Source organism: Mangrovimicrobium sediminis (genome assembly GCF_004745945.1).
GTDB lineage: Bacteria > Pseudomonadota > Gammaproteobacteria > Pseudomonadales > Halieaceae > Mangrovimicrobium > Mangrovimicrobium sediminis.
This window is the reverse complement of sequence record NZ_SRLE01000002.1, coordinates 20299-42022: the sequence shown is the minus strand read 5'-3', so window position 1 is coordinate 42022 and position 21724 is coordinate 20299. Positions and strand designations below refer to the sequence as shown.

The window sequence follows — 21724 nt, the reverse complement described above, 5'->3', positions numbered from 1 at the left end:
CTTTCCCGCCACCGACCAGGACCGATTCCGCCATGCCCAGCATCAACGTTGTACGCCTCGATGGCAGTGTCGACAGCGTCGCCGTCGACCCCGAAGGCACGCTCATGGAGGCCATCCGCGACGCCGGCTGCGACGAATTGCTCGCCCTGTGTGGCGGCTGCCTGAGCTGTGCCACCTGCCACGTGCACATCGACCCGGCCTTTGCCGACCGGCTGCCGCCGATGTCCGAGGACGAGGACGGGCTGCTGGACATGGTGGACAACCGCAGCCCGCACTCGCGCCTGTCCTGCCAGTTACGGCTGGACGACAGCTGTGAGGGAATGCGGGTGACCCTGGTCGAGGTCGGCTGAGGCGAGCGGCTGCCCGCCTAGAGGTCGCGGTCGAACACCGCCTGCAGCGAGGGCAGGTCGTTGAAGGCCCTGCGGATATTGTCATCCCAGGCGCGGCGCAGGCTCACCAGGTACTCGTCGTTCTCTTCGAACCGGCAGTACTCGGCGGGGTCCGCCAGGGTGTCGGCGGCGTAGTAGAGCAGCTCGATGGGCGGGCCCACCGTGGCGTTACTGCGCATGGTGGAATCCATGGAGACCAGCGCGCAGCGCATGGCTGTCTCGTGGTCCGTGTCCGGGCGGATGATGCGGTCGAGGATCGGCTTGCCGTACTTGGTCTCGCCGATCTGCAGGAACGGGTACTGCTCGGACACGGTGATGTGGTTGCCTTCCGGGTAGACCAGGTACAGCTCGGTGGGCTGGCCCTTGATCTGGCCGCCGAGGATGTAGGTGGCCTCGGCATTGAAGCCCGCACCGGGGCCGCCGGAGGCGTACTTCTTCTGCTCGTTCAGGCCCAGCTTGCCGATGTAGTCGGCAATATCCGAGACATACTGCGCCTTGGCCACGTTGAAGCTGGCGTCCTCGCGCAGGTCGCGCTCGATCTGCGCCACCACCGCCTGGCTGGTGGCCAGGTTGCCGGCGGTCATCAGCATGAGCTGGCGCTCCCCGGGCAGGGAGAAGCGGTGCAGCTTGCCGTAGGTGCTGACACGGTCGGGCCCCGCGTTGGTACGCGAGTCCGAGCAAAACACCAGGCCTTCTTTAAGCCTGATTCCAATACAGTAGGTCATAGGGTCGGGTTGGCTAATTTTTGTACACCGCCCGAATTGAGCGGACCGACAGCATAATTCGCTTTCTGGCGAAATACTACTGCTCAGCTATCGGCACTCCGCGGTTTTGCTGAAGCCGTGAGAGACATCAATTTTTCAATGCTGCGTGACCGCCCCGGCGCGCGACTTGCCGGGCGCTGATGGCGTTTGCCCCGGACTGCCCCGGGTTTGCTAGAATGCGCGCGTCGTTTTATTCCCGCGGATATCCCATGGCCCAATACGTCTACAGCATGAACCGGGTCGGCAAAGTCGTGCCGCCCAAGAAAGAGATCCTCAAGGACATCTCCCTGTCCTTCTTCCCGGGCGCCAAGATCGGCGTGCTGGGCCTGAACGGCGCGGGCAAGTCGACCCTGCTGCGCATCATGGCCGGCATCGACACCGACATCCTCGGCGAGGCGCGCCCGCAACCGGGCATCAAGATCGGCTACCTGCCCCAGGAGCCGCAGCTGGACCCGGAGAAGGACGTGCGCGGCAACGTCGAGGAAGGCCTGGGCGAGGCGATCAGTGCGATGGCCGACCTGGAGAAGGTCTACGCCGCCTACGCCGAGCCGGACGCCGACTTCGACGCCCTGGCCAAGGAGCAGGCGCGCCTGGAGGACATCATCCAGGCCACCGATGCGCACAACATCGAGACCAAGCTGGAGGTCGCCGCCGACGCCCTGCGCCTGCCGCCCTGGGACGCGGACGTGACCAGGCTCTCCGGCGGTGAGCGCCGCCGCGTGGCCCTGTGCCGCATGCTGCTCTCGGCCCCGGACATGCTGCTGCTGGACGAGCCCACCAACCACCTCGATGCGGAAAGCGTGGCCTGGCTGGAGCGCTTCCTGCACGACTACCCCGGCACCGTGGTGGCGATCACCCACGATCGCTACTTCCTGGACAACGCCGCCGGCTGGATTCTCGAGCTGGACCGCGGCCGCGGCATCCCCTACGAGGGCAACTACTCCGACTGGCTGGAAGCCAAGGAGAAGCGCCTGGAGCAGGAAAAACGCCAGGAGGCCTCCCACGAGAAGGCGATCAAGGCCGAGCTGGAGTGGGTGCGCTCCAATCCCAAGGGGCGCCAGGCCAAGAGCAAGGCGCGCCTGCAGCGCTTCGAGGAGCTGCAGTCCCAGGAATTCCAGGCGCGCAACGAGACGAACGAGATCTACATCCCGCCGGGCCCGCGCCTGGGCGACAACGTGATCGAGGTGAAGGACCTGAAGAAGACCTTCGGCGACCGGCTGCTGTTCGAGAACGTCAGCTTCACCGTGCCCAAGGGCAGCATCGTCGGCATCATCGGCGCCAACGGCATGGGTAAATCCACCCTGTTCAAGATCCTCATGGGTATCGAGCAGCCGGACGGCGGCGAGGTGAAGGTGGGCGAGACCGTGCAGTTGGGCTACGTCGACCAGTCCCGCGATTCCCTGGACGGCAGCAAGACCGTGTGGGAGGAGATCTCCGACGGCCACGACATCATGCGCATCGGCAGCTACGAAGTGCCCTCGCGCTCCTACTGCGGCCGCTTCAACTTCAAGGGCTCGGACCAGCAAAAGCACGTCAAGGACCTCTCCGGCGGCGAGCGCAACCGGCTGCACCTGGCCAAGCTGCTCAAGCAGGGCGCCAACGTGCTGCTGCTCGACGAACCGACTAACGACCTCGACGTGGAAACCCTGCGCGCACTGGAAGAAGCCCTGCTGGCCTTCCCCGGCGCCGCCCTGGTGATCTCGCACGACCGCTGGTTCCTGGACCGCATCGCCACCCACATCCTCGCCTACGAGGACGACGGCAGCGTGGTGTTCCACGAGGGCAACTACCAGGACTACGAGGAAGACCGCAAGAAGCGCCTGGGCGCGGCTGCCGAGCAGCCCCACCGCGTCAAATACCGCAAGCTTAAGTAGCACCCACCAAAAGTGGGGTCAGATACGACTTTAAATGATGTTGATCGCCGGGCTCGCCTGAACATCGACATCATTTGAAGTCGTATCTGACCCCACTTTTTATTTCAGGCCTCTTGCAGCAGGTCCACGCCGCACTGTAGTTGTTCGAACCAGTCCAGGAACTCGCCGATCTTCTGTTTGCCGACGAAGGGACGGCCGTGTTGCGGGACTAGCATCTCCACGTCCATTGCGCGCACGCGGGCGACCCAGTTGCGGCATGCGGTGTTGCTGGCCATGTAGCGCTGGTGAAAGCCTTCCATGAGCGGAATATGCGTGGCGACATCATCCACCGGCACGTGATCCATGCCCGGCGTCGCTGCAGCGCCGACATCGCCGCTGAACAGGATCTTGCTGATCGGGTCGTAAAAATGAAAATTGCCCACCGAGTGCAGGAAGTGCGCCGGTACCGCCTCGATATAACTGTCGCCGAGGGGAATCTGCCCACCCTCGTCCGGTAACTCGAGCAGACGCTTGTGCAGGGATTTTTTCATCGTCCCGGACACGACCCCGGACACCAGGTGCGGCAGGAAGCGCGACCACAAACGGGAGCACACCACCTTACAGTCCGTGTGCATCAACCAGCGCGGCAGCGAGGTGATGATGTCCGGGTCCTGGTGCGAGGCGAACACGTAGCGCAGGTCGGTCTTCAGTGTGAGGTGCCGCGACAGCGCCATGGACAGCGGTGTGTAGGTGAGGTCACCACCGGGATCGAACAGCACCGCCTCGCCGCCGTGCTTGATCATCAACTGGTTACTGGGAATTCCCTCGCCGTCGACCAGGCCGGTGAAGAACAGGCAGAGATGGCCGTCGCGGTCGTAAAGTGTTGCTGTGTGCTGTTCCATTGCCGAAACCTCCATTGGCATACCGCGAGCCTTTTTCTTTTCCTGGGCGGTCGCGTCGAACCATGCTAGGTGAAGCGAGGCAGCAAAACTTGTCCTGCATCAAGTGATTCTGGCGTGTGCTCGACGATCTCCACTTTTTTGCGGCCGGGGTCATGACAGAGGGGAAAGAGAGTCACAGCCCCGGACTGAAAAAAAGTGGGGGCAGATACGCCTTTTTTTGATGCCTCTCTAGGAATCAATTTAAGTCGTATCTGGACCCACTTTTTGGGCTTAGCCGTAGGGCAGAAAGTCGAAGGCGTAGTTGACGCGGGTGGCGCGGACGTTCTGGGTGCCGAAGTTGATCATGCGGATGCGGGTGAGGATCTTCTGGGTGAGGTCCGCGTCCTGCAGTTCGCTGGAGACCAGGGTCAGGCTGGAGATGCGGCCGTCCGGTTCGATCACCATCTCGAACACCAGTTTGCCCTGCAGCAGCGGGTCCTCGCGCAGGGCGCGGTTGTAGACGGCGAAGATCGCGCCCTTGTTGCGATCCATGACCTGGCGGATGGCGGCGTCGCTGCGCCCGCCGAGGCTGGCGGACTGGCCCTTGCCGCGACTGTTCGCACTGCCCGCGGCATTGGCGTTGGCACTGGCGTCGTCGGCGATGTTGCTGTGCACTTTGGTCGCCTCGCGGCCGGAGAGCGCCGGGCCGCCGGCGTCGCGGCTGAGGTCGGCGGTGGTAATGCCGCCGCTACCCGCGGTATTGGCGGTGATCACCGAGCGCTCCACCTGCGCCGCCGCGGTCTCGCCGCGGCTGGTCTGGGCGCGGTCGAGGTCGTCCACGTCCAGTGTGTCACGCATGTCCATCAGGTCGTCCTTGAACGCCAGCACCCCGGCGGCCAGGGCGTCGTCGCGCGCCTGCTGCTGCAGGTCGATGGGCTCCACCTGCACCGCCTGGGCCGGCACCGGCGGCAGGTCCTTCGGCTTAGGTTTGGGCTTGGGTTTTTCCTTCGGTTTGGGCTCCACCGGCTCCGGCTTGGGCAGTTCCTTTTCCTCGATCAACACCCGCGCCAGCACCTCGGGCTCGGCGTCCGGTTCCTCCAGCGCCAGGTCCGGCACCTCGATCAGCGGCACCGCCACCGCCACCACCAGGAACAGCGCCAGCATGGCGGCGAGGATCATGCCGAAGCGGCGGTCCTCGCCCTCCCCGGACTCCCAGGGCAGGACCAGTTCGACAGGCGACAGCGCGGCACCCATGCTCAACCCTCCTGCCCGCTGGCCAGCGGGTCCAGGCGCGGAGCCGCGGCGGGCGCCAGCGCCGGTGCCGGCACGCTGTTCACCGCCAGCGAGATATCGCGGAAGTCCTCCGCCGCACAGGTGCTCATGATGCGCTGCAGCAGGCTGTAAGGCGTGGTCTCGTCGCCCATGATGATCACCGGGCGGCCGGTCTTTTCCGCCTCCTCGTCCAGCGGACCGGCCAGCTCCGCCTGGTGGCGCAATTCCGCCTGCAGCGCGGCAATCAACGGCTCCTCGCCGCCCAGGGCGTCGTTCAATGTACTCACCGCCACGCCCTGTACCAGCAGGTGTTCGCGGGTGACCTTGATGGTGACATTACGCTCCGGGCGCTGCTCGGAGATCGACTCCGGCAGGGTGATATTGCTGTCCGCCTGCAGGACCTCGACATCGCCGTTATTGACCATCAGGAACAGCACGAGAATGGTGAAGATGTCCATCAGCGCAACCAGGTTGAGTCGCGCCGGCCGGTTGCGCCGGTGGTTGCGCGCGATACGTCGCGCCCGCAGGGAACTCATTGCGCTTCCTCCATCACGCCGCCTTCCTCTGGCGCAGGTTCTATCACCGGTGCGCTGCCAAAGGCGATCTCCGGGAACAGCGCGGCATCCACAACAGACGCGGCGACCACCGCCTTGAAGGTGCGCACGGTATCCATGGCGCGCACGATAGTCTGGTAATCGGTATCCGGTTCCGGCAACAGGGTAATCTCGCGCTTCTCGATACCCTTCTCGGTGAGCTGGCGCTTCACCTCCTGCAGCACCAGCGAGAGCAGGGCGAAGTCCTGTTCACCCTCCTCCGTCAGCGGAATTTTCTTGAGCAGGATGCCGCTGGGGTAGTCCACGCGCATGCCGCTGTCGCGGATCACCAGTTCCAGCCGTTCCAGGCGCTCGTCGGACTCGCCGCTGGCGCCCTCGGGCAGGAACACGTCGACCACGGTGATGCGCGCGAACACCATGCCCAGCAGCAGGATGGGCACCAGCACGATCATCAGGTTCATGAACGCGGTGATATCCAGTTCCGCCTGTTCGACGGGTGGTCGGCGATGGCGTCTCATGCGCGCACTCCCGGTAATATTGCGCGCGGATTACGCGTCGGACTCGCGCGTGCGCGCGGGCAGCGCGCCAGCGTCGGCCAGGGCATTGACCACTTTCACGCTGGCCATCTCGAAGCTGTCGACAATCTCCGAGGTGCGCGTCTGCAGCACCGCGTGCAGCAACAGCAGCGGGATCGCCGAGATCAGGCCGAACGCCGTGGTGTTCATCGCCACCGAGATCGAGGTGGAGAGCATGCTCGCCTTCTCCGTGGCCTCGGCGCTGGCCACCGCGGTGAACGCGGCGATCAGGCCGATGATGGTGCCGAGCAGGCCGAGCAGGGTGGCCACGTTGGCCAGCGTCGCCAGGTACTGGGTACGTTTTTCCAGCCGCGGCAGGGCTTCCATCACGCCTTCCTCCATCGCCGATTCGATGTCCTCGCGGCGCCGGCTGCTGACGTAGCGCGCGATACCCGCGGCGACGATACGCGCAATCGGTACGCTGGACTCGGCGCCGGTATCCACCACCGCCTTGTACTGCTTGTTGCGCAGCTGGCCCATGGCGACATCGAACGCGCGGCGGTTGCGGTGACGCGCGACCCCCAGCACCAGCCAGCGCTCCAGGGCGATGGCCAGGCCGATCACCAGCACCAGCGCGATGGGGTACATGAACGGCCCGCCGTTCTGGAAAAAGCGGACCACTATGTCAAAGCTGTCCATGTCAGTTCCTCTGTGAGTCAGTCGAAGTCGATGATGCGCCGGACCCGTCGTCGCCGGGTTCGGCCAGTTTTTCCCGGTAGTGCAGCTGGCGCCGGTACTCGTCGCGGCGCAGCGGCTGGAACAGTTCCCCGGCGATGACCTGCTCGGGCTCCCAGCCCAGGTCCACGTCCGGCGCCTGGCGCCAGGGTACGATGTACATCACCCGCGGCAGCTCGCGGTTGCCGATGACCCGCGATTCCAGTTCCACGGTGGGCTCCTGGGCGGCGGCCAGCGGCGCCAGCGCAAGCACCACGATGTAAACCAGTTTCTTCACGAGCGCCCCCCCGCATCCAGTTGCCGGCGCAGGTCCGCGATCCAGCCGGCCATCTGCCGGTCGTCGCCGCCGGACAGTTCCTGGTAGCGCGAGTAGTGCGCCAGCGCCTGCGGTTTGCGGCCCAGGTAGAGGTCGTAGAGGATGCCCAGGTTGTAGTGGGTGGTGGCGTCGGCGTCGTCTGTGGCCAGCGCCTCCAGGTACTGCGCCTCAGCCTCGCCGAAACGGCCCTGCTCGCGCAGAAAAATCGCGTAGGCGTTGCGCGCATCCAGGTTCCCAGGGTTGATCTCCAGTGCCCGCCCGAACCAGCGTTCGGCCTCCTCCGGCCGCTGCAGTTGCAGGCAGCTGAGCGCCGCATCCAGCGGCGGGCCGGAGAGCCAGGGGTAGTCCTGCCACAGGTCCGCCATCAGCGACAGCGCATCGCTCCAGCGGCCGGCCTGCATCGCCGCCAGGCCCTGGTCGAAACGCGCCTGGGCGGCGGCGGGCACCGGCTCGGTGGCCGGGTCGATCGGCGCCACCAGTTCGCGCAAGCCGCGCACCGGCGAGCTGTTGCAGCCGGGCAGCACCAGCGCGGCGAGCAGCAAAACAGTCACAGCCAGCGGCGCGCGCATCAGCGAATCCCCCGGCTGTATTCCACGCGCGACTCACGTTTGCCCCAGCGCGCCGGCTGCAACTCGCCGAGCACGGCGAAGCTGCCCTCGATCCACTCGTCGTACAGGCCGTCCCAGGCGCGCTCGGCGTTGGCGGCGTGGATGGCCACGGCCTTCTCCTCGAAGGGAAATGCCTGTTCTTCCAGCAGCAGTTCGTACTGTTCCAGCGCCAGGGCATCCAGCTGCGCGGGCCGCTCCGAGTCCATCAAACCGCTGGACAGCTCGCGGTAGACCTCGCCCAGGCGGAAGGTGGCGCGCGTGCCGAACTCCTGCAGGCCGTAGTCGTTGACCCGCTCGTAGGCATCGACGGTCTCGCGCAGGGCGTCGCGTTTGCGCCGCAGGCTCTGCTCAAGGGGCTGGACCAGGGCGATGGCGGTGTACCCGGCGTAGGCGTCGTCGGCCAGCTCGGAGACGGCGCTGGCGGCGAGGTAGCGGCTGCGGTCGGTGGCCTGTGCACCGGCGCTATCGTGGGCATCGGCCATGGCGTTCAGCCAGTACTGGCGCTTGTCGGTTTCGCCCGATGTGCCGTACAGGTCGGCCAGCGTGAGCATCGCCTCCATGCGCGGCGCCAGCGGCTGCGGCCAGCCGTGGGCGTAGCTGCGCAGGCGCTCGATAGCGCGCGCTTCGTCGCCGGCGCGCAGGTAGTAGTCGGCGGCGAGGTAGAGGGACTCGCGCTGCACCTCGGGGTCGGCGGCATCCGCGTGGATGCGGTCCAGCTCCCGGGCGGCGGACTGCCAGTCGGACTGCGCCTCGTAGTTCTCCACCAGGATGGCGCCGATGCCGGCGCTCAGGGCGTTGTCCGGGAAGCGCTGGCGGAAGTCCACTAACAGCGCATTGGCGCTGTCCAGCTCGCCCGCCGCGCGGTAGCTGGTGGCGGCGTCGTACTGGGCGTTGCGGCGGATCTCTGCAGTGGGTGCCAGCTCGATGACCCGCGCGTAGTGGCCGGCGGCGAGCAGCGGGTCGCCGCTGGCGGAGGCCGCCTCGCCCTGGCGGTAGATACTCGCGGCGAGCTGTTCCTGGGCGTCGGCGCGGCGCGCATCGCCCGCCGGCAGGCGCGCCAGCAACTGGCCGTAAGCGTGTTCCGCCTGGGCGTAGTTGGCGCTCTCGAACTGGCCGTGGCCGAGCACGCGCCAGGCGCCGATCACCAGTTCGTCACCGGGATAGGGCTGCCACTGGGTGAGGTCGGTGGCGGCGTCCACCGCGCGCGGGTAGTCCTGGGCCGCCAGCAGGCTGGCCGCGGCGCGCCCGAGCACCACCGGGGCGCGCTCGTCCCAGGCGAAGGTGTAGGCGAAGCGCAGCTGGCTGTCGACCTGCTCGGCCTGTTCCTCGGCGCTAAGGTCGTCCAGGCGGTCGTAGGCGAGCAGCGCCGCGTAGGCCGCCTCCGGTGCCTGGCCGTGGTTGGTGAAGCGGTAGGCCATGCGCTGGTAGTCGGCGATCGCCTGGCGCAGGTCGCCGCCGGCCTCGCGCGCCTCGGCCATCAGGAACATTTTTTCCGGGACGGTCTCGTCCTCCGGGAAGCTATCCACGTACAGGCCGTAGTAGTCGGCCGCGGCGAAGTAGTCATCGCGCGCCGCCGGCAGCTCGCCGGCCTGCGCCAGTTCGTGGTGGTAGCGCGCCAACTGGTCTACGTACTCCTGCAGGCGGGGGCGCATGATGTCCCGCTGGGTGTCGTCCGCCGCCGCCCAGTAGGGGCCGAGTACGCTGTAGCTGGCGACGTAGTCCGCCTTCGCCTCGATCACTTTTTCCGGGAAGCCGCCCGCCTCGTAGACGCGGATCGCCTGCCACTGGAATTCGTGGGCCACCGGCGATTCCGGGTGCTCGGCGATAAACCCGGCGAAGGTGCTGGCGCTGTCCTGGTAGCGCTCCTGCTCCAGGTAGAGCTCGCCCAGGGCCAGGTAGACCAGGTGCTGGTAGGGGCGCTCGCCCATCTGCCGGAAGCCGGCGGCGATAGCGTCGCCCCCGCCCTGGTAGCTGTACATCACCGCCAGCGCGCGCAGGCAGTCGGCGGCCATCTCGCGGTCGCCGCGCGCCATGCTCTCCAGCCGGTTGTCGGCGGGCATCAGCTCGTCCAGGGTGGCGACGAACGCCGCGGCGGACTCCGGCCAGGCGTCCTGTTTGAAGCGCGACCAGCCGAGCATGTACAGGCCGTTGGCGTAATAGTCGTTGTCGTCGTAGGTCTGCACCACGCGGTTGTAGGCGAGTTCCGCCTGCAGGTAGTTGCCCGCCGCGAAGTAGGCCTCGCCCTTGCGGAACTCGGCCTCGGCCAGGTGCTCGGACTCCGGGTACTCCTCGCTCAGCTGTTCCATCAGGGCGACGGCGCGGTCGCCGCGGCCCTCCATGTCGTAGGCCCGCGCCATCTGGTAGACCAGCTGGTCGCTGCCGGCCGCCTCCGGGTATTCGCGCAGCAGGGACTCGTAGCTTTCGATCACCCCCGCGTAGGACACCGCGCCGGGTTCCTCGGCGCCCTGCGCCTCGTTGGCCATCATCTGCAAATCGGCGAGGCGCCGGCGCACCTCAAAGCGCAGCTCCGGGTCCTCCGCCACCACCAGCACCTCGCGGTAATACTGCTCGAGCTGGGCCAGGTCCACCTCCGGCACCTGCTCCTCCTCGCCCGGCTCGTAGGGCAGGATGGGGCCCTCGGTCTCCTCCGCGGGCTTGAGGTCCGCCAGGGTCGGCTCCGGCGGCGGTCCGCTGCCGGGCAGGTTGAAATCCCATACCCAGCTGCAGCCGCCGAGGCTGCACAGGGCGGCGGCCAGGGCCAGGCGCTGCAGGGCGACGCGACTGTTGCCGCGCAGTTTGAAAACCTCGGCCTCAGCCCCACGCGCATCGGCACACGGGCGGCGCCCGGCGAGGGCGTGCATCACCGGAGCACTCATCGCGGCACGTCCGGGCTGGCGCGGTCGTACAGCCGCGCCACGGCGAGACGCGCGCGCCCTTCGCCCAGGGCGAGGAACTGCCGCTGGCTTTCCAGTTCCGCCAGTGCAGCACCGCGCAGCTGGTCCTCGGCCAGGGCCAGGGCGCCATCGAGCACCTCGCGCTGCGCGCCGACGCGCGCGTCGAGGTCGGTGATACGGGTATCGAAGGTGGCGTAGTTGTGGCTCGCCGCCGCCACGCGCACGGCCTCCAGCGCCTGTTCGGACTGCTGCACCAGGCCCTGCAGTTCGCCCATCTCGCGCTGCAGCGTGTACAGCCGGCCGGGGAATGCCTCGCTGTCACGCCACTGCAGTTGGCCGCGCAGCAGGCGCAGGCGCGCCTGGGCATCGGCGTCGCCGATAGCGCGGGCGCGGCGCTCGGCGCGCTCCAGGCGCTGCCAGCGGTCCACCTGCTCGGCGTCCGCCAGCACCCGGCCGTCGTTGGCGGCTTCGGCCTGTTGCAGTTGGTTGCGCAACTGCCCGGCTGCAGCGGCCAGCCGCTCGCGCTGCTGTGCCAGTTGTTCCGCGCGGCCGCCTTCGAGCGTCTCGCGCCAGGCCTCGCGCTGTTCGTCGTCCACCTGGCGCAACACCGCCAGGCGCTCGGCGGAGAGCGCCAGTCGCCGCTGCATTTCGTACAGGTCGCGCAGTTCCTGCAGCGCCAGTTGCACGCTGTCGCTGCTGATCAACTGCGTCAGGTACACCGCGTGCTCGCCCTCGGGCAGGGATTCGTCGCCGCCCAGCCAGGCGTGATCCGCCGCGTTTTCCAGGCCGAACAGCAGGGCCAGGTCGCCCTCGCGCAGGGCTTCGATGGCGGCCACCACCCCGGCGCGCTCCTGGGCGTAGCGCTGCGCCGCATCGCGGTAGTGGGTCAGCGCGGTGGCCGGCATGCCGAGTTTTTCGTAGGCATAGGGAATCGCGATCAGGCCCTCGCGGGCGCTGGCCGAGACCAGGTTGCGCGCGGCCAGGGTCTCCCAGGGCAGCAGCGCGTCCCGGTAGAGCTCGCGCCCGGCCAGGGCCCAGCCGTAGCCGAGCAGGGCGCGGTCGGATTCCGGGCCCTCCAGGCGCACGTCGAGGAAGTCCAGCCGCGCCTGCTGCGGCTCGCCCTGGGCGAGGTCCGCAAAGCCCGCGGCGACCAGGGCGCGGTCGCGCAGGGCGCGGCCTTCCAGGTCGTCACAGCCGATCTCCCGCACCTGGCGGAACGCCTCGGCAGCGGCCTGCAACTCGCCGGCGCCGGCCAGCGCCACGCCCTGGTTGTAGAAGTAGTAGGGGCGGAACGGGCAGTCGTCGGTCAGCGCCGCCAGTGCGGCGTCGGCGCCGGCGGCATCGCCGCGCTGCAGCGCCTGCACCGCGCGCAGGTAATTGGCCTCGTCGGCGACGATACCGGTGTAGCCCGGCTGCATGCGCGCCAGGGCCGAGGCGCTGGCGAGCCCGTCGCCGCGGCGCCAGGCCAGCTTGCCGAGGTAGAACCACACGCGGTCGCGATCGACATTCTGGTCGGTGGTGTCGAGCAGGGTTTCAAAAATGCGCCGGGCCTCGCGGTCCATGCCGTAGGACAGGCTGATGCCGCCGCGCAGCAGTTCCGCCGCGCCGGCGTTCACCGGCAGCAGGTCCATAGCCTGCGCCGCGGAGAGCTCGGTAAGCGCGTCGAAGTACTGCTGCTGGTAGTAGTGATAGAGGGTCACGCCGTAGCGCAGGTCGATACGCGGCGCGGCATCTTCCGCCGGCTGGGCGACGGCCAGCGGCGCCCACGACAGGCACAGGGCTGCCAGCACCCGCCGGCAGACCGCACCCGTCATGTGTTGCGCCGCGCGCACCCTCACCACTCCCTGACCATGAACTCCGGCTGCTGGCGCGCCTCGGAATCGCTGATCTGCAGTTCCAGGTTCTTGGCGCCCGCAGTCTTCTCCACCACCAGCGAGGTGGCGCGGCGGTAGTCGCGGTCCTGGGGCCCTTTGCCGGTAAACACCGCTACCACCTCGTGGGGCCCGTTCTTCACATTGCCCAGGTACAGGCGGTGGATGCCGCCGCGCTGCAGCGCGTCCACCTGGCGCTCGGTGTACAGGTAGTTGGCGACCACTGTGCCATCGATACTCAGCTTCACCGCGTCGAGGGCGAAGAAGGTGCCGATATCCACCGACAGGTAAACCGCCATCTGCGTGTTGGTCGGGTACAGCAGCTCTTCCTCGAGGATGAACAGGTCGCGGTTCAGCTGCAGGGTCTGCTGCTTGATGTCCTGGATCTGGTCCGCGAGACTGCCCTGCGCGCTGTCAGCGGCGTCCTGGGCCAGCGCCTGCGGCGCCGGGACTGCCAGCACAAGCAGGCCGGCCCAGGCCAGTACCGCGAAAACTTTCGCTACCCAAACCTTCATACCAGCACCCCGCCGCTGACGCTCTGCAGGGGCTGGAAGGCGATCAGGCCGTCGCGCGCCGCCGGCGTACCCAGCCCCTGGCCGGGGAAGAAGCCCGCCTCGGCGAACAGGTTCTGCTGGCCGTGCAGGGCCATGTAGTTAAGGATCACCAGCTCCACGTTGAGGTTGACGTTGGCCGCCGCCGGCGTGGAGGTGGTTTCCACCGAGGCGTCCGGACGCATCCAGCCGATCTGCTGGTGCAGCAGCGGGTCGCCGCGGGTATCCATGAGCATGGGCGCGCCGGCCGGGTCGTAGACCAGGAAGAACGAGGCCGCGGTGGAGGAGTTGTCGCCGCTCCACACGCCCTTCTCCACGCCATTGACCACTTCCGTGCTGCCGTCGCTGGACACCGAGCCATCCGAGAACACGTAGATCATCAGCGGCGTGGCGGTGCGCCGCGCGTATTCCAGGCAGGCGCCGATGCACTGGCCGGCGCGGAAGTCGCGCGCCTCGCCGGTGCGGCGGTCGCCGGTGTGGTAGTCGTAGCCGCCCATCTCGATGGTGCCGGCGCCGGCGATGCCATCGATCACCAGTTTCAATACCGACGCGGCCTTCTGGAACTCGCCGTCACCGTCGAACTCGGCCTGGCTGAAGATGCCCGCGGGGCCGACGATATTGGCGTCGCGGCGCGGGTCCAGGGCGTCGGGGCTGGCGAACTTTTCCAGGGTGTCGGCGCTGCGCAGGTACTCGCAGCTCAGGCGCTCCTTCAGCCGCTGGTCCTCGCCGGTGGGATTGTTCACCCGCGTGTTCACCAGGCGCAGTTTCTGGTCGGTGATGCGCTTCATGGTCTCCATCACCGCGACGATGTCCTCGGGGTTGTCCAGCAGCAGGTTGAGGTCGCCGACGTCGACCAGGCCGCTGGCGTCCGAGGGACGGTCGATCTTGGTCGGGCGCAACTCCGGGTCGATCATCATCGCCGGGGCCAGCGAGTTGCCGCCGGACTCGGAATTCTCCGAGCCGATCAACTGCAGCACCTGGCCGCGCACGCCGGCGCGGTAGATGCCGTACATCGGGTTGTGCGGGTTGTTGCCGGTGTCGTTCTCCGAGCGCCCGGGAATCACCGCGCCGTTGACGAAGCCGCGGGTGCCGGTGGCCTTGCTCAGGATGCCGCGCAACAGCGCGCTCTCGGAGTGGAACAGCAGGCCCAGGGAGTCGTCGGTGAACATGCCGCTGAGCGAGCCGGGGTTGTTGTTGAAGGGCAGGATGTCCGGCGGCAGGCCGAGGCGCGCGTAGCCCGCGGTGGACAGCGCGTCCTGCTGCCCGCCGGGGCCGCCGACCAGTACGTTGGAGCCGGCGATGTTGGCACCACCGGCCAGGTCGAAGCAGATGAACGGCAGCTTGCGCCCGGCCACCGAACCCAGCTCACAGCTGCTGAACGGGGTGACGGCGGGGTCCAGCAGGTCCGGCGACAGCGCCAGGGCGCGGGTGCCGAGCAGGCTGGCCAGGGACGTCCCCAGCATGGTGGCGCCGCCCATGCGAAAACCCTGGCCGAGCAGGTCACGGCGGGTCAGCGGGCGGTGGTGGTCCGGGTGGCGCAGCGCCTCGCCCGGCCGGAAGAATCGATAGCGGCGTGCCATCAGGACATTCCCCTCACTTGATCAGCGCCAGGGCGCTGCCGTACACCGCGGTACACGCCGCCTTGACCACGTCGGCGGTGCGCGAGGCGGGGCACGGTGCGTTGTTTTCACAGTAGATCAGGCCGTCGCGCTTGTTGTGCGCGGCGGGATTGGGATCGCTCACCCACTCGCCGTTAAGCAGCACGTAGGGCGCGAGATCGCGGTCGTCGGTAATCAGCAACTCGACCTCATCGAGGATACGAGCGCGATCAGCAGCATCCAGCAGGCCGGTATTGGCGGCGCGGTCGACCAGCGGCGCGGCCACCTGGTTGCGCCAGTCGATGCCCGGGTCCGCCACCGGCGCGTTGAAGTTGAAGCCGGCCGGGAACACGGCAGAGCGCAGGCTGGGGCTCTGCACCAGTGCGTCGCAGTAGGCCGCCGCCAGCTGGGTGGCGGCCATCTGGTGCGATGACATGAACGCGTTGAAGTCGGCGATGCCGGGCAGCGCGCGGCGCACCGCGGCGTAGGTCTCGGCCACGGTCTTGCCGGTGACCTGGCTGGCCACGCTGCTGCCGGTGGGCACGCCGGTGAGCGCCGAGAGCGTGGCGTTCACCTCGTCGAAGGTGCGCATGGCCACGTCCGGGGCGGGCGCGCCGCTGAACACCGGGGCGAAACTCTGTACTTCGCCGTCGTCCGCCGCGCCGCTGGTACCGGCGATGCTGTCGAAGGCGAGGAAGAACTGGTCCTGCTCGGCGCCGAACTCCAGCGGCAGGATGGTGCCGATATTGGCCAGCACCTGCGGCTGCGCGCCGAGGTTGCCGCCGGAGACCCGGGTATCGACGTTGACGAAGGCCTGGCCGACGGCGGCCAGGCGGCCGTTGACGCCGACGCGGATGCCGCGCAGGTCGAAGTCGACATCGCCGCCGTCCGGATTCAGGTTGGCGAAGAAGGGCTCGTCGAACAGGTAGCTGGTGTCGTCGAACTGGCTGACCTCGAAGGCCACGTAGCAGTAGTCCACCGCCTCGCCGTTGCGCGTGCCACTGCAGGCGCCGTCGCTGACCAGGTCGCTGACGCTGAACAGCAGGAAGTATTTCTGGCCGACGCCGACCTCGAAGTTCTGCAGCACCTGCGACGGGGTCAGCGCGCGGTTGTACACCGCCGCCATGCGCAGGGCGCCGGCCCAGGGGTTGCTGCCGGCGGTGCTGTTGCCGAGCACGAAGGCGAAGGCCTCGTTCCAGTTGTTGAGCAGGCCGCCGCCAGCCGGGTCGACGTCGCCGGTGAACTGGCCGTTGACGTAGATACGCCGCCCCTCCACCGGGTCGAAGCTCACCACCACATGCTGCAGCGTGGCCTGGGCGAACTCGGCGTCGTCGTCGGTGACCAGGGCCGGCTCGCCGGCGCTGCTTTGCTCGGTGACCGAACTGCGCGCGAACACCTCGTAGTTGTACAGGCTCTGGCGCAGCACCAGGTTGCTGTTCTGCTCGCCGCCGGAGTAGCCGGCGATCCACGCCTCCTCCTGGCTGACGTTAGCCGGCGCCACCCACACTTCCAGGCTGTACTCACCGGTGCCGCCGATCTGCTCGAACAGCTTGCCGCTGCCGGTGACGCCGCCCTGCGCCTTGCCGTTGACGAAGCGGATGCCCCAGCTGGCCATCCACGAGTAGTCCCCGGACAGGGCCAGCGGGATCTCCGGCAGCACACCGGAGGTGTCCGCCACCGTGGCACCGCTGCCCTCGCGGAATTCCCACTTGGCCACCAGGTCGGTCTCGTAGCGGCCGCCGCTGGTAGCGACGATGCCGTCGGCCTCCAGCACCTGGGCCATGCTGGTGACCAGCGCCGGGTCGACCTCGGTGGGCTCGATGGTGTCGGCGAAGCGCTGCACCGCGGCCTGCATGGCGCCGGCGTTGGCCTCACAGTCGCTCCAGCAGTTGTGCAGTTCGGGGAACAGGCGCAGCACCACCCGCGAGTCCTGCGGGCGGCTCAGGTTGATCTTGTCGCGCAGCGCGGCGTAGGCCAGGGTCGCGTCGGAGCTGGCGAAGAACGGCACCTGCGGCACCGGCGCGTCCTCGGCGTGGCAGCCGGCGCAGAACTCGCCGAGCAGGCCCATCAGTTCACCGCCGGACTGCAGGTTAGGCATCAGCACCAGGGCCTCGTCCAGGGTGGCCGGGGTCACCCGGGCGCCGCCCGGGGCCAGCCGCCGCCGCGGCGAGAGCTGCACTACCGCGGCGCTCTGCACGCTGTCCGCCGCCCAGCGTTCGACATAACCGGTGAGGGTGGTGGCGCAGGCCTCTTCCTGGCCGGCGCCGAGCCAGCAGTTGTGGCCGTTGGCCACCCGCGTGACCACCGCCGAGGCGGCCGGGTCGTTCAGGTTGACCACCGTGCGCGCCGCCTGCCAGGCCTCGTTGACGTTGCCCTGGTCGACAAACGCGGTGGTACCGCTGCCGCCCGGCGTGTGGCACTCGCCGCAGCGGTTGTTGGCCGCCAGCGGGTCGTAAAAATTGATCTTGAAACTCTGGATCTCGTCCGAGGCCGGCGGCGGCCCCGAGTAGACGAATTCGCCGCCCTCGGAGGGATTGCTGGTGTCCACCTCGCGCTCGCTGCCGCCGCCACCGCTGCCGGCGCTACAGGCGGCGAGGAGGAACAGGTTCAGGCTGGTGACGGCAATGGCGCGCAGCATGGCGACCCCCTACAGGTGCGCGGCGCAGTACGCCGCCACCTGGGCAAACACCTGTTTCATGTTGTGCCCGCTGTTGAAGCCGTTGACGATCTGGTTCACCGCGCCCGCCTCGGAAGCCGCCGGCTCGCGCGCGCAGATCGACTGGAAGGCCTTTTTCACCTGGCACTGGCCGAAGGCGCGGCTGTTGGCCAGCTCGCGGCCCAGGGAGGCCATGCCGTTGCCCTCCGAGTAGGCCGGGTTGGCGGCGAGGTCCTCGCTGCCACTGTTGCCCGCGGCGCCCAGCCAGCCGATGCGTGCGCTGTTCACGCCCAGGCGCCAGTAGTTGGTCCAGTGATCGTTGGGCGTGACGTAGCCGGCGGGGAAGGAATTCTCGTTGATCAGGTATTTGCCCTGCACCGCCCCCGGGGTGTAGACGATCTGCCCGAGGTCCATGCGCGCCTCCTCCTCGAGATTGGGCATGGCCTCCTCGGAGGGGTAATCGAAATCGTAGTAGGCGTAGGCCTGGGCCATCGGGTCCATGCCCGCGTGGCACTCCACGCAGTTGTTGAGGAACAGCCGGCTGTCGCCGCCGGGGCTGCGCGACACGTCCTGGCGGATGCGGTCCGCGGGGCGGGTGCCGTCCTTGAGCTGCTCGAGATCCATGCACAGGTGGTTGAGCATGGTGAAGCGGAACATGGCGCGGTTGGTGCCGTCGACGAAGAACGCGCGGGCCGCGGCGCGGGTGGAGAGCACGCCGGCCACCGCCGGCCCCGGCAGGCCGGTGACCGCACTCTGGCTGCGCGGTACCAGCACGCCCGGGTCGCCGAGGTTGGCGCCGGAGCGTTCGAGGGCGGCGTAGTGGTCGTTGTCGGAGCGCGAATAGGCCGGCAGGCCGGCGCCCTGGCCGACGTAGATCGTGTCCGCCGAGAGAATCTCGCGGAAGTCGACGTCATCGCGCACCATGCCGATCACCGTGGCGCTGTAGTCGTTGAGCGGGGCGAAGCGGTCCTGCGCCTCGTTGGTCCAGGGGGTCACCCAGTTTTTCAGCACCACGGTGTAGAAATCGCCGTTGGCGGCGACGCCGGGGGCGCCGTCGATGGCGTACAGCGCGGCTTCCTCCGCACGGCCGCCGGCCACCGCGGTGGTCATGGCGTCGAGCATCGCGTCGGTGGGCGGGACGCCGGTGAGGCGGTCGTGGATGCGGCGCGCCTGCTCGCGCGCGTCCGCCGCCGCCAGCGACGGCACCAGCAACACCGCTACGATCGCGCAATACCCTGCCAATTGTCTGAATTTATTAGTCATTACTCACGTTTTCACGGGTTCACCCCGCAACAAACTTTGCAGAGCAGTTCACAGTCCACAAGAAAAAACCGGCGAAATGTGGACATTTCAGATAAATGCCAATTTCTCCGGATTTTGCTTGCCGGTGCGCGAAACCCTTTGCTTAGCTTTAGCCCGAATTCATGGGTCAGGGGTCGAAAACGAGGGATGTCCGAGACGCGAGTGTCCAAGCGCGCGCGCCGGCTGCTGCCGGCGGCATGCCTGCTCGCCACCCTCACGGCCTGCGGCGGCGGGGGTGGCGGCGGCAGTGTCACGCTGGTCGCCGACGAACAGGGCGAGGACCCGGTGGTGCTGGAGATTCCCATCGCCTACGTGCGCCGGCCGCTGCCCGAAACCGCCACCGACCTGCGCGACCCGCTGGCCTTCACGCCCGGGGCCGAACTGTGGCTGCGCGACAGCGCCTCCACGTCTGCGGACGAGACCAACATCACCGAGCAAATTGCCGCTATCGTCGCCGAAGAGCTGGCAACTGACGCGGAAAACCTGGCTATCGATATCAAGGACCTGGAGAGCAGCTACGCCGGCGACGTGCTGCTGTTCGCCGCCCGCGTCGTGCCCGAACCGGTGGCCGCCAACCTCGAGAACACCACCTGGAACCTGTGGTGGTACGACCTGGAAACCGGCGAGGCCAGCTACGTTATGCCCTCGCGCATCCAGCGCAACGAGGGCATGGAGGCCGGCGGCGCCCAGGACATCGCGCCCCATTTCCTGCCCGACGATCGTATCGTGTTCAGTTCCACCCGCCAGGTGGCCAGCCAGGCGCGCCTGCTCGACGAGGGCCGCAGCCAGCTGTTCGCCGCCCTCGACGAGGACGGCGACGACCCCGCCGCCGTGCTGCATATCTATGACCCGCTGCGCCGCGGCGAGGAGCTCACGCAGATCTCCTTCAACCGCAGCCACGACCTCGACCCTACCGTCACCGCCGACGGCGAGATCCTGTTCAGCCGCTGGAACAACAGCACCGGCGACCACATCAGCCTGTACCGCATCCGGCCCTCCGGCGCGGGCCTGATGCCGGTGTACGGCTTCCACAGCGAAAACGGCGGCACCGAGGGCGCGCGCATCGCCTACGCCTACCCGCGCGAGCTGGACGACGGCCGCCTGGCCACCCTCACCCGCGGCTACCGCCCGGCCAGCCTGGGCGGCGAGATCGTGCTGGTGGACGCCGCCAGCTTCGCCGACCTGGAACAGCCCCTGTGGCAGAGCCAGGGCGCCGCCGGCAGCGGCCAGGAATCCCTCACCGACACCGAGGTGCGCAGCGACGGCCTGCTCTCCCCCGGCGGGCAGTACGCCAGCCTGTACCCCCTGCGCGACGGCACCGGCCGCCTGCTGGTGACCTGGAGCGCCTGCCGGGTGGTGGACGAGGACGCCGAGCTGGCGCCGGACGAAGAACCCGACGCCGGCGACCTGCAGCCGTGCACCTTGCAGCCGGACAACACCGTAGCCGCGCCGCCCAACTACGGCGCCTGGGTGTACGACCCGGCTTCGGACACCCAGCGCCCGGTGGTGCTGGCACGCGAGGGCTTCCAGGTGAGCGAGGCGGTGGCGCTGGAGAACCGCGACTTCCCCGCGGTGCTGCCGCGCGCCGAGGCCGAGAACGCGGACCTCGCGGTGGTCGGCCAGGGCCAGTTGCGCATCGACAGCCTCTACGACAGCGATGGCGCCGACGACTCCCCGGCGGGCATCGCCAATCACGCGCGCCCCGGCAGCGCCGCCTTCCGCGAGCGCCCGGCGCGCTTCCTGCGCATCCTGCAGCCGGTACCGCTGCCCGACCCGGACGTCTACGAAGTACCCCGCTACGCCTTCGGCGTGAGCACCGGCTTCGGTTTCCGCGAGATTCTCGGCTACGTGCCGGTGGAGCCGGACGGCTCGGTGACGGTGAATATCCCCGCCCAGCGCGCCTTCAACTTCGAGGTGCTGGACGTGCGCGGCCGGCGCATCGGCGGTGCCCGCCACGACTACTGGCTGCAACTGGCCCCGGGCGAAGTGCTGCACTGCACCGGCTGCCACGACGAGGGCGAGGGCCTGCCCCACGGCCGCGAGGATTCCGCACCGGTGCCCGCCAACCCCGGCGCGCGGGCGCTGCCCACCGGTATCCTCGGCTACCCCAACACCGACACCGACGCCCTGTTCGCAGATACCCCCGGCGACAGCATGGCCGCCACCTGGGACGCGCGCATGCCGCTGGACAACCCCGCGGCACCGGCCCGCGAACTGGCCAGCGAGCCGGCCTGGACCGATCTGTGGAGCGCCCCGGACCTCACCCCCGAGGCGAGTATCGACGACCGCGCCTACGACCCGGCCTGGACCAACATCCCGCCGGAGTACCCGATCATCGTGCGCGGCTTCGACAGCAACCTGCCCGGGCGCATCGTGATCAACTACCCGGACCACATCCAGCCGATCTGGGACCGCGTACGCGCACCGGTGATGGATGGCGAGGGCAACGAAATCGAGACCTGCACCGGCTGCCATACCAGCGCCGGAGACACCGTCGTGCCCGCGGGACAGCTGGACCTCGACGCCCTGCCCTCGGACGCCGAGCCGCTGCAGTACCGCTCCTACCGCGAACTTCTCACCGGCGATGGCGAGCAGTGGCTGGACGCCAACGGCGCCCTCGCCGACCGCGTGTGGGAGTGCACGGTGACCGACGACGAGGGCAACACTACGGTCACCACGCAGACCCCGGGCGTGGCCGCCACCGCCCAGGCCGGCAGCGCCAACGGCAGCGAGCGCTTCTTCGCCTGTTTCGAGGGCGGCAGCTGCGGCCCGGCGGATGCGCCGCCGCTGCCGGCCAACTGCATCGAGGAGAGCGACCCGGTGCCGGCCACGCGCAATACCATCGATCACGTCGGCCTGCTCAGCGAGGCGGAGCTGCGGCTGGTTTCCGAGTGGTTGGATATCGGCGCGCAGTATTTCAACAACCCCTTCGACAGCCGGTTGGCGGACTGAGCCGTGGCGCGCG

The 21724-nt window shown here is 68.4% G+C and carries 17 protein-coding genes; 3 read left to right on the top strand and 14 right to left on the bottom strand.

The annotated features are described in order from the left end of the window. Positions 1–32: 32 nt before the first annotated feature. On the top strand, positions 33–350 hold the full coding sequence (locus E4634_RS01755; protein ID WP_135440890.1) for a 2Fe-2S iron-sulfur cluster-binding protein: 318 nt from the start codon (positions 33–35) through the stop codon (positions 348–350). 17 nt (positions 351–367) lie between these two features. Here the strand turns inward: E4634_RS01755 and E4634_RS01750 are convergent, their stop codons facing one another. Beyond that, the gene (locus E4634_RS01750) at positions 368–1114 is read right to left on the bottom strand and encodes an Ntn hydrolase family protein (RefSeq protein ID WP_135440889.1); all 747 of its coding nucleotides are present in this window, start codon (positions 1112–1114) and stop codon (positions 368–370) included. A 248-nt stretch (positions 1115–1362) separates the two neighbouring features. Here E4634_RS01750 and ettA point away from each other — a divergent pair, with 248 nt between their 5' ends. Beyond that, on the top strand, positions 1363–3027 hold the full coding sequence (ettA, locus tag E4634_RS01745) for an energy-dependent translational throttle protein EttA (protein WP_135440888.1): 1665 nt from the start codon (positions 1363–1365) through the stop codon (positions 3025–3027). Between the two features lie 104 nt (positions 3028–3131). Here ettA and E4634_RS01740 read toward each other — a convergent pair whose 3' ends face one another. The 13 genes from E4634_RS01740 to E4634_RS01680 all read right to left on the bottom strand — a co-directional run bounded on the left by E4634_RS01740 (position 3132) and on the right by E4634_RS01680 (position 18720). Next, positions 3132–3908: an oxygen-binding di-iron domain-containing protein gene (locus E4634_RS01740; RefSeq protein WP_206046764.1), complete on the bottom strand. Its 777-nt coding sequence runs from the start codon at positions 3906–3908 to the stop codon at positions 3132–3134. A gap of 270 nt (positions 3909–4178) precedes the next feature. Beyond that, complete coding sequence (locus E4634_RS01735) at positions 4179–5141, bottom strand: AgmX/PglI C-terminal domain-containing protein (RefSeq protein ID WP_135440887.1); 963 nt, start codon at positions 5139–5141, stop codon at positions 4179–4181. 2 nt (positions 5142–5143) lie between these two features. Next, positions 5144–5695 (bottom strand): ExbD/TolR family protein, encoded by a 552-nt coding sequence (locus E4634_RS01730; RefSeq protein ID WP_206046763.1) that lies wholly within the window; start codon positions 5693–5695, stop codon positions 5144–5146. Beyond that, entirely contained in the window at positions 5692–6231 is a 540-nt protein-coding gene (locus E4634_RS01725) for an ExbD/TolR family protein (RefSeq protein WP_135440886.1), read from the bottom strand. Before E4634_RS01725 ends, E4634_RS01730 begins: the two co-directional genes overlap by 4 nt. Before the next feature lie 30 nt (positions 6232–6261). Next, the gene (locus E4634_RS01720) at positions 6262–6927 is read right to left on the bottom strand and encodes a MotA/TolQ/ExbB proton channel family protein (protein WP_135440885.1); all 666 of its coding nucleotides are present in this window, start codon (positions 6925–6927) and stop codon (positions 6262–6264) included. A gap of 1 nt (position 6928) precedes the next feature. Continuing rightward, complete coding sequence (locus E4634_RS01715; RefSeq protein ID WP_135440884.1) at positions 6929–7240, bottom strand: hypothetical protein; 312 nt, start codon at positions 7238–7240, stop codon at positions 6929–6931. Continuing rightward, on the bottom strand, positions 7237–7848 hold the full coding sequence (locus E4634_RS01710) for a tetratricopeptide repeat protein (RefSeq protein WP_135440883.1): 612 nt from the start codon (positions 7846–7848) through the stop codon (positions 7237–7239). The genes E4634_RS01715 and E4634_RS01710 overlap by 4 nt, the downstream gene beginning before the upstream one ends. Then, entirely contained in the window at positions 7848–10763 is a 2916-nt protein-coding gene (locus tag E4634_RS01705; RefSeq protein ID WP_135440882.1) for a tetratricopeptide repeat protein, read from the bottom strand. The genes E4634_RS01710 and E4634_RS01705 overlap by 1 nt, the downstream gene beginning before the upstream one ends. Next, positions 10760–12595 carry an ATP-binding protein gene (locus E4634_RS01700; RefSeq protein ID WP_135440881.1) on the bottom strand — a complete coding sequence of 612 codons (1836 nt, stop codon included), beginning with the start codon at positions 12593–12595 and terminating at the stop codon, positions 10760–10762. The genes E4634_RS01705 and E4634_RS01700 overlap by 4 nt, the downstream gene beginning before the upstream one ends. A 20-nt stretch (positions 12596–12615) precedes the next feature. Then, positions 12616–13167, bottom strand: a complete 552-nt coding sequence (locus E4634_RS01695) for an AraC family transcriptional regulator (RefSeq protein ID WP_135440880.1) — start codon at positions 13165–13167, stop codon at positions 12616–12618. Next, positions 13164–14783 (bottom strand): SRPBCC family protein, encoded by a 1620-nt coding sequence (locus E4634_RS01690; protein ID WP_135440879.1) that lies wholly within the window; start codon positions 14781–14783, stop codon positions 13164–13166. The genes E4634_RS01695 and E4634_RS01690 overlap by 4 nt, the downstream gene beginning before the upstream one ends. Before the next feature lie 13 nt (positions 14784–14796). After that, a complete protein-coding gene (locus tag E4634_RS01685) occupies positions 14797–17439 on the bottom strand; it encodes a LamG domain-containing protein (protein ID WP_135440878.1) in 2643 nt (880 codons plus the stop codon). 9 nt (positions 17440–17448) lie between these two features. Continuing rightward, positions 17449–18720 (bottom strand): hypothetical protein, encoded by a 1272-nt coding sequence (locus E4634_RS01680; protein ID WP_135440877.1) that lies wholly within the window; start codon positions 18718–18720, stop codon positions 17449–17451. 186 nt (positions 18721–18906) lie between these two features. Here E4634_RS01680 and E4634_RS01675 point away from each other — a divergent pair, with 186 nt between their 5' ends. After that, on the top strand, positions 18907–21711 hold the full coding sequence (locus E4634_RS01675) for an HzsA-related protein (protein ID WP_135440876.1): 2805 nt from the start codon (positions 18907–18909) through the stop codon (positions 21709–21711). Positions 21712–21724: the final 13 nt, after the last annotated feature.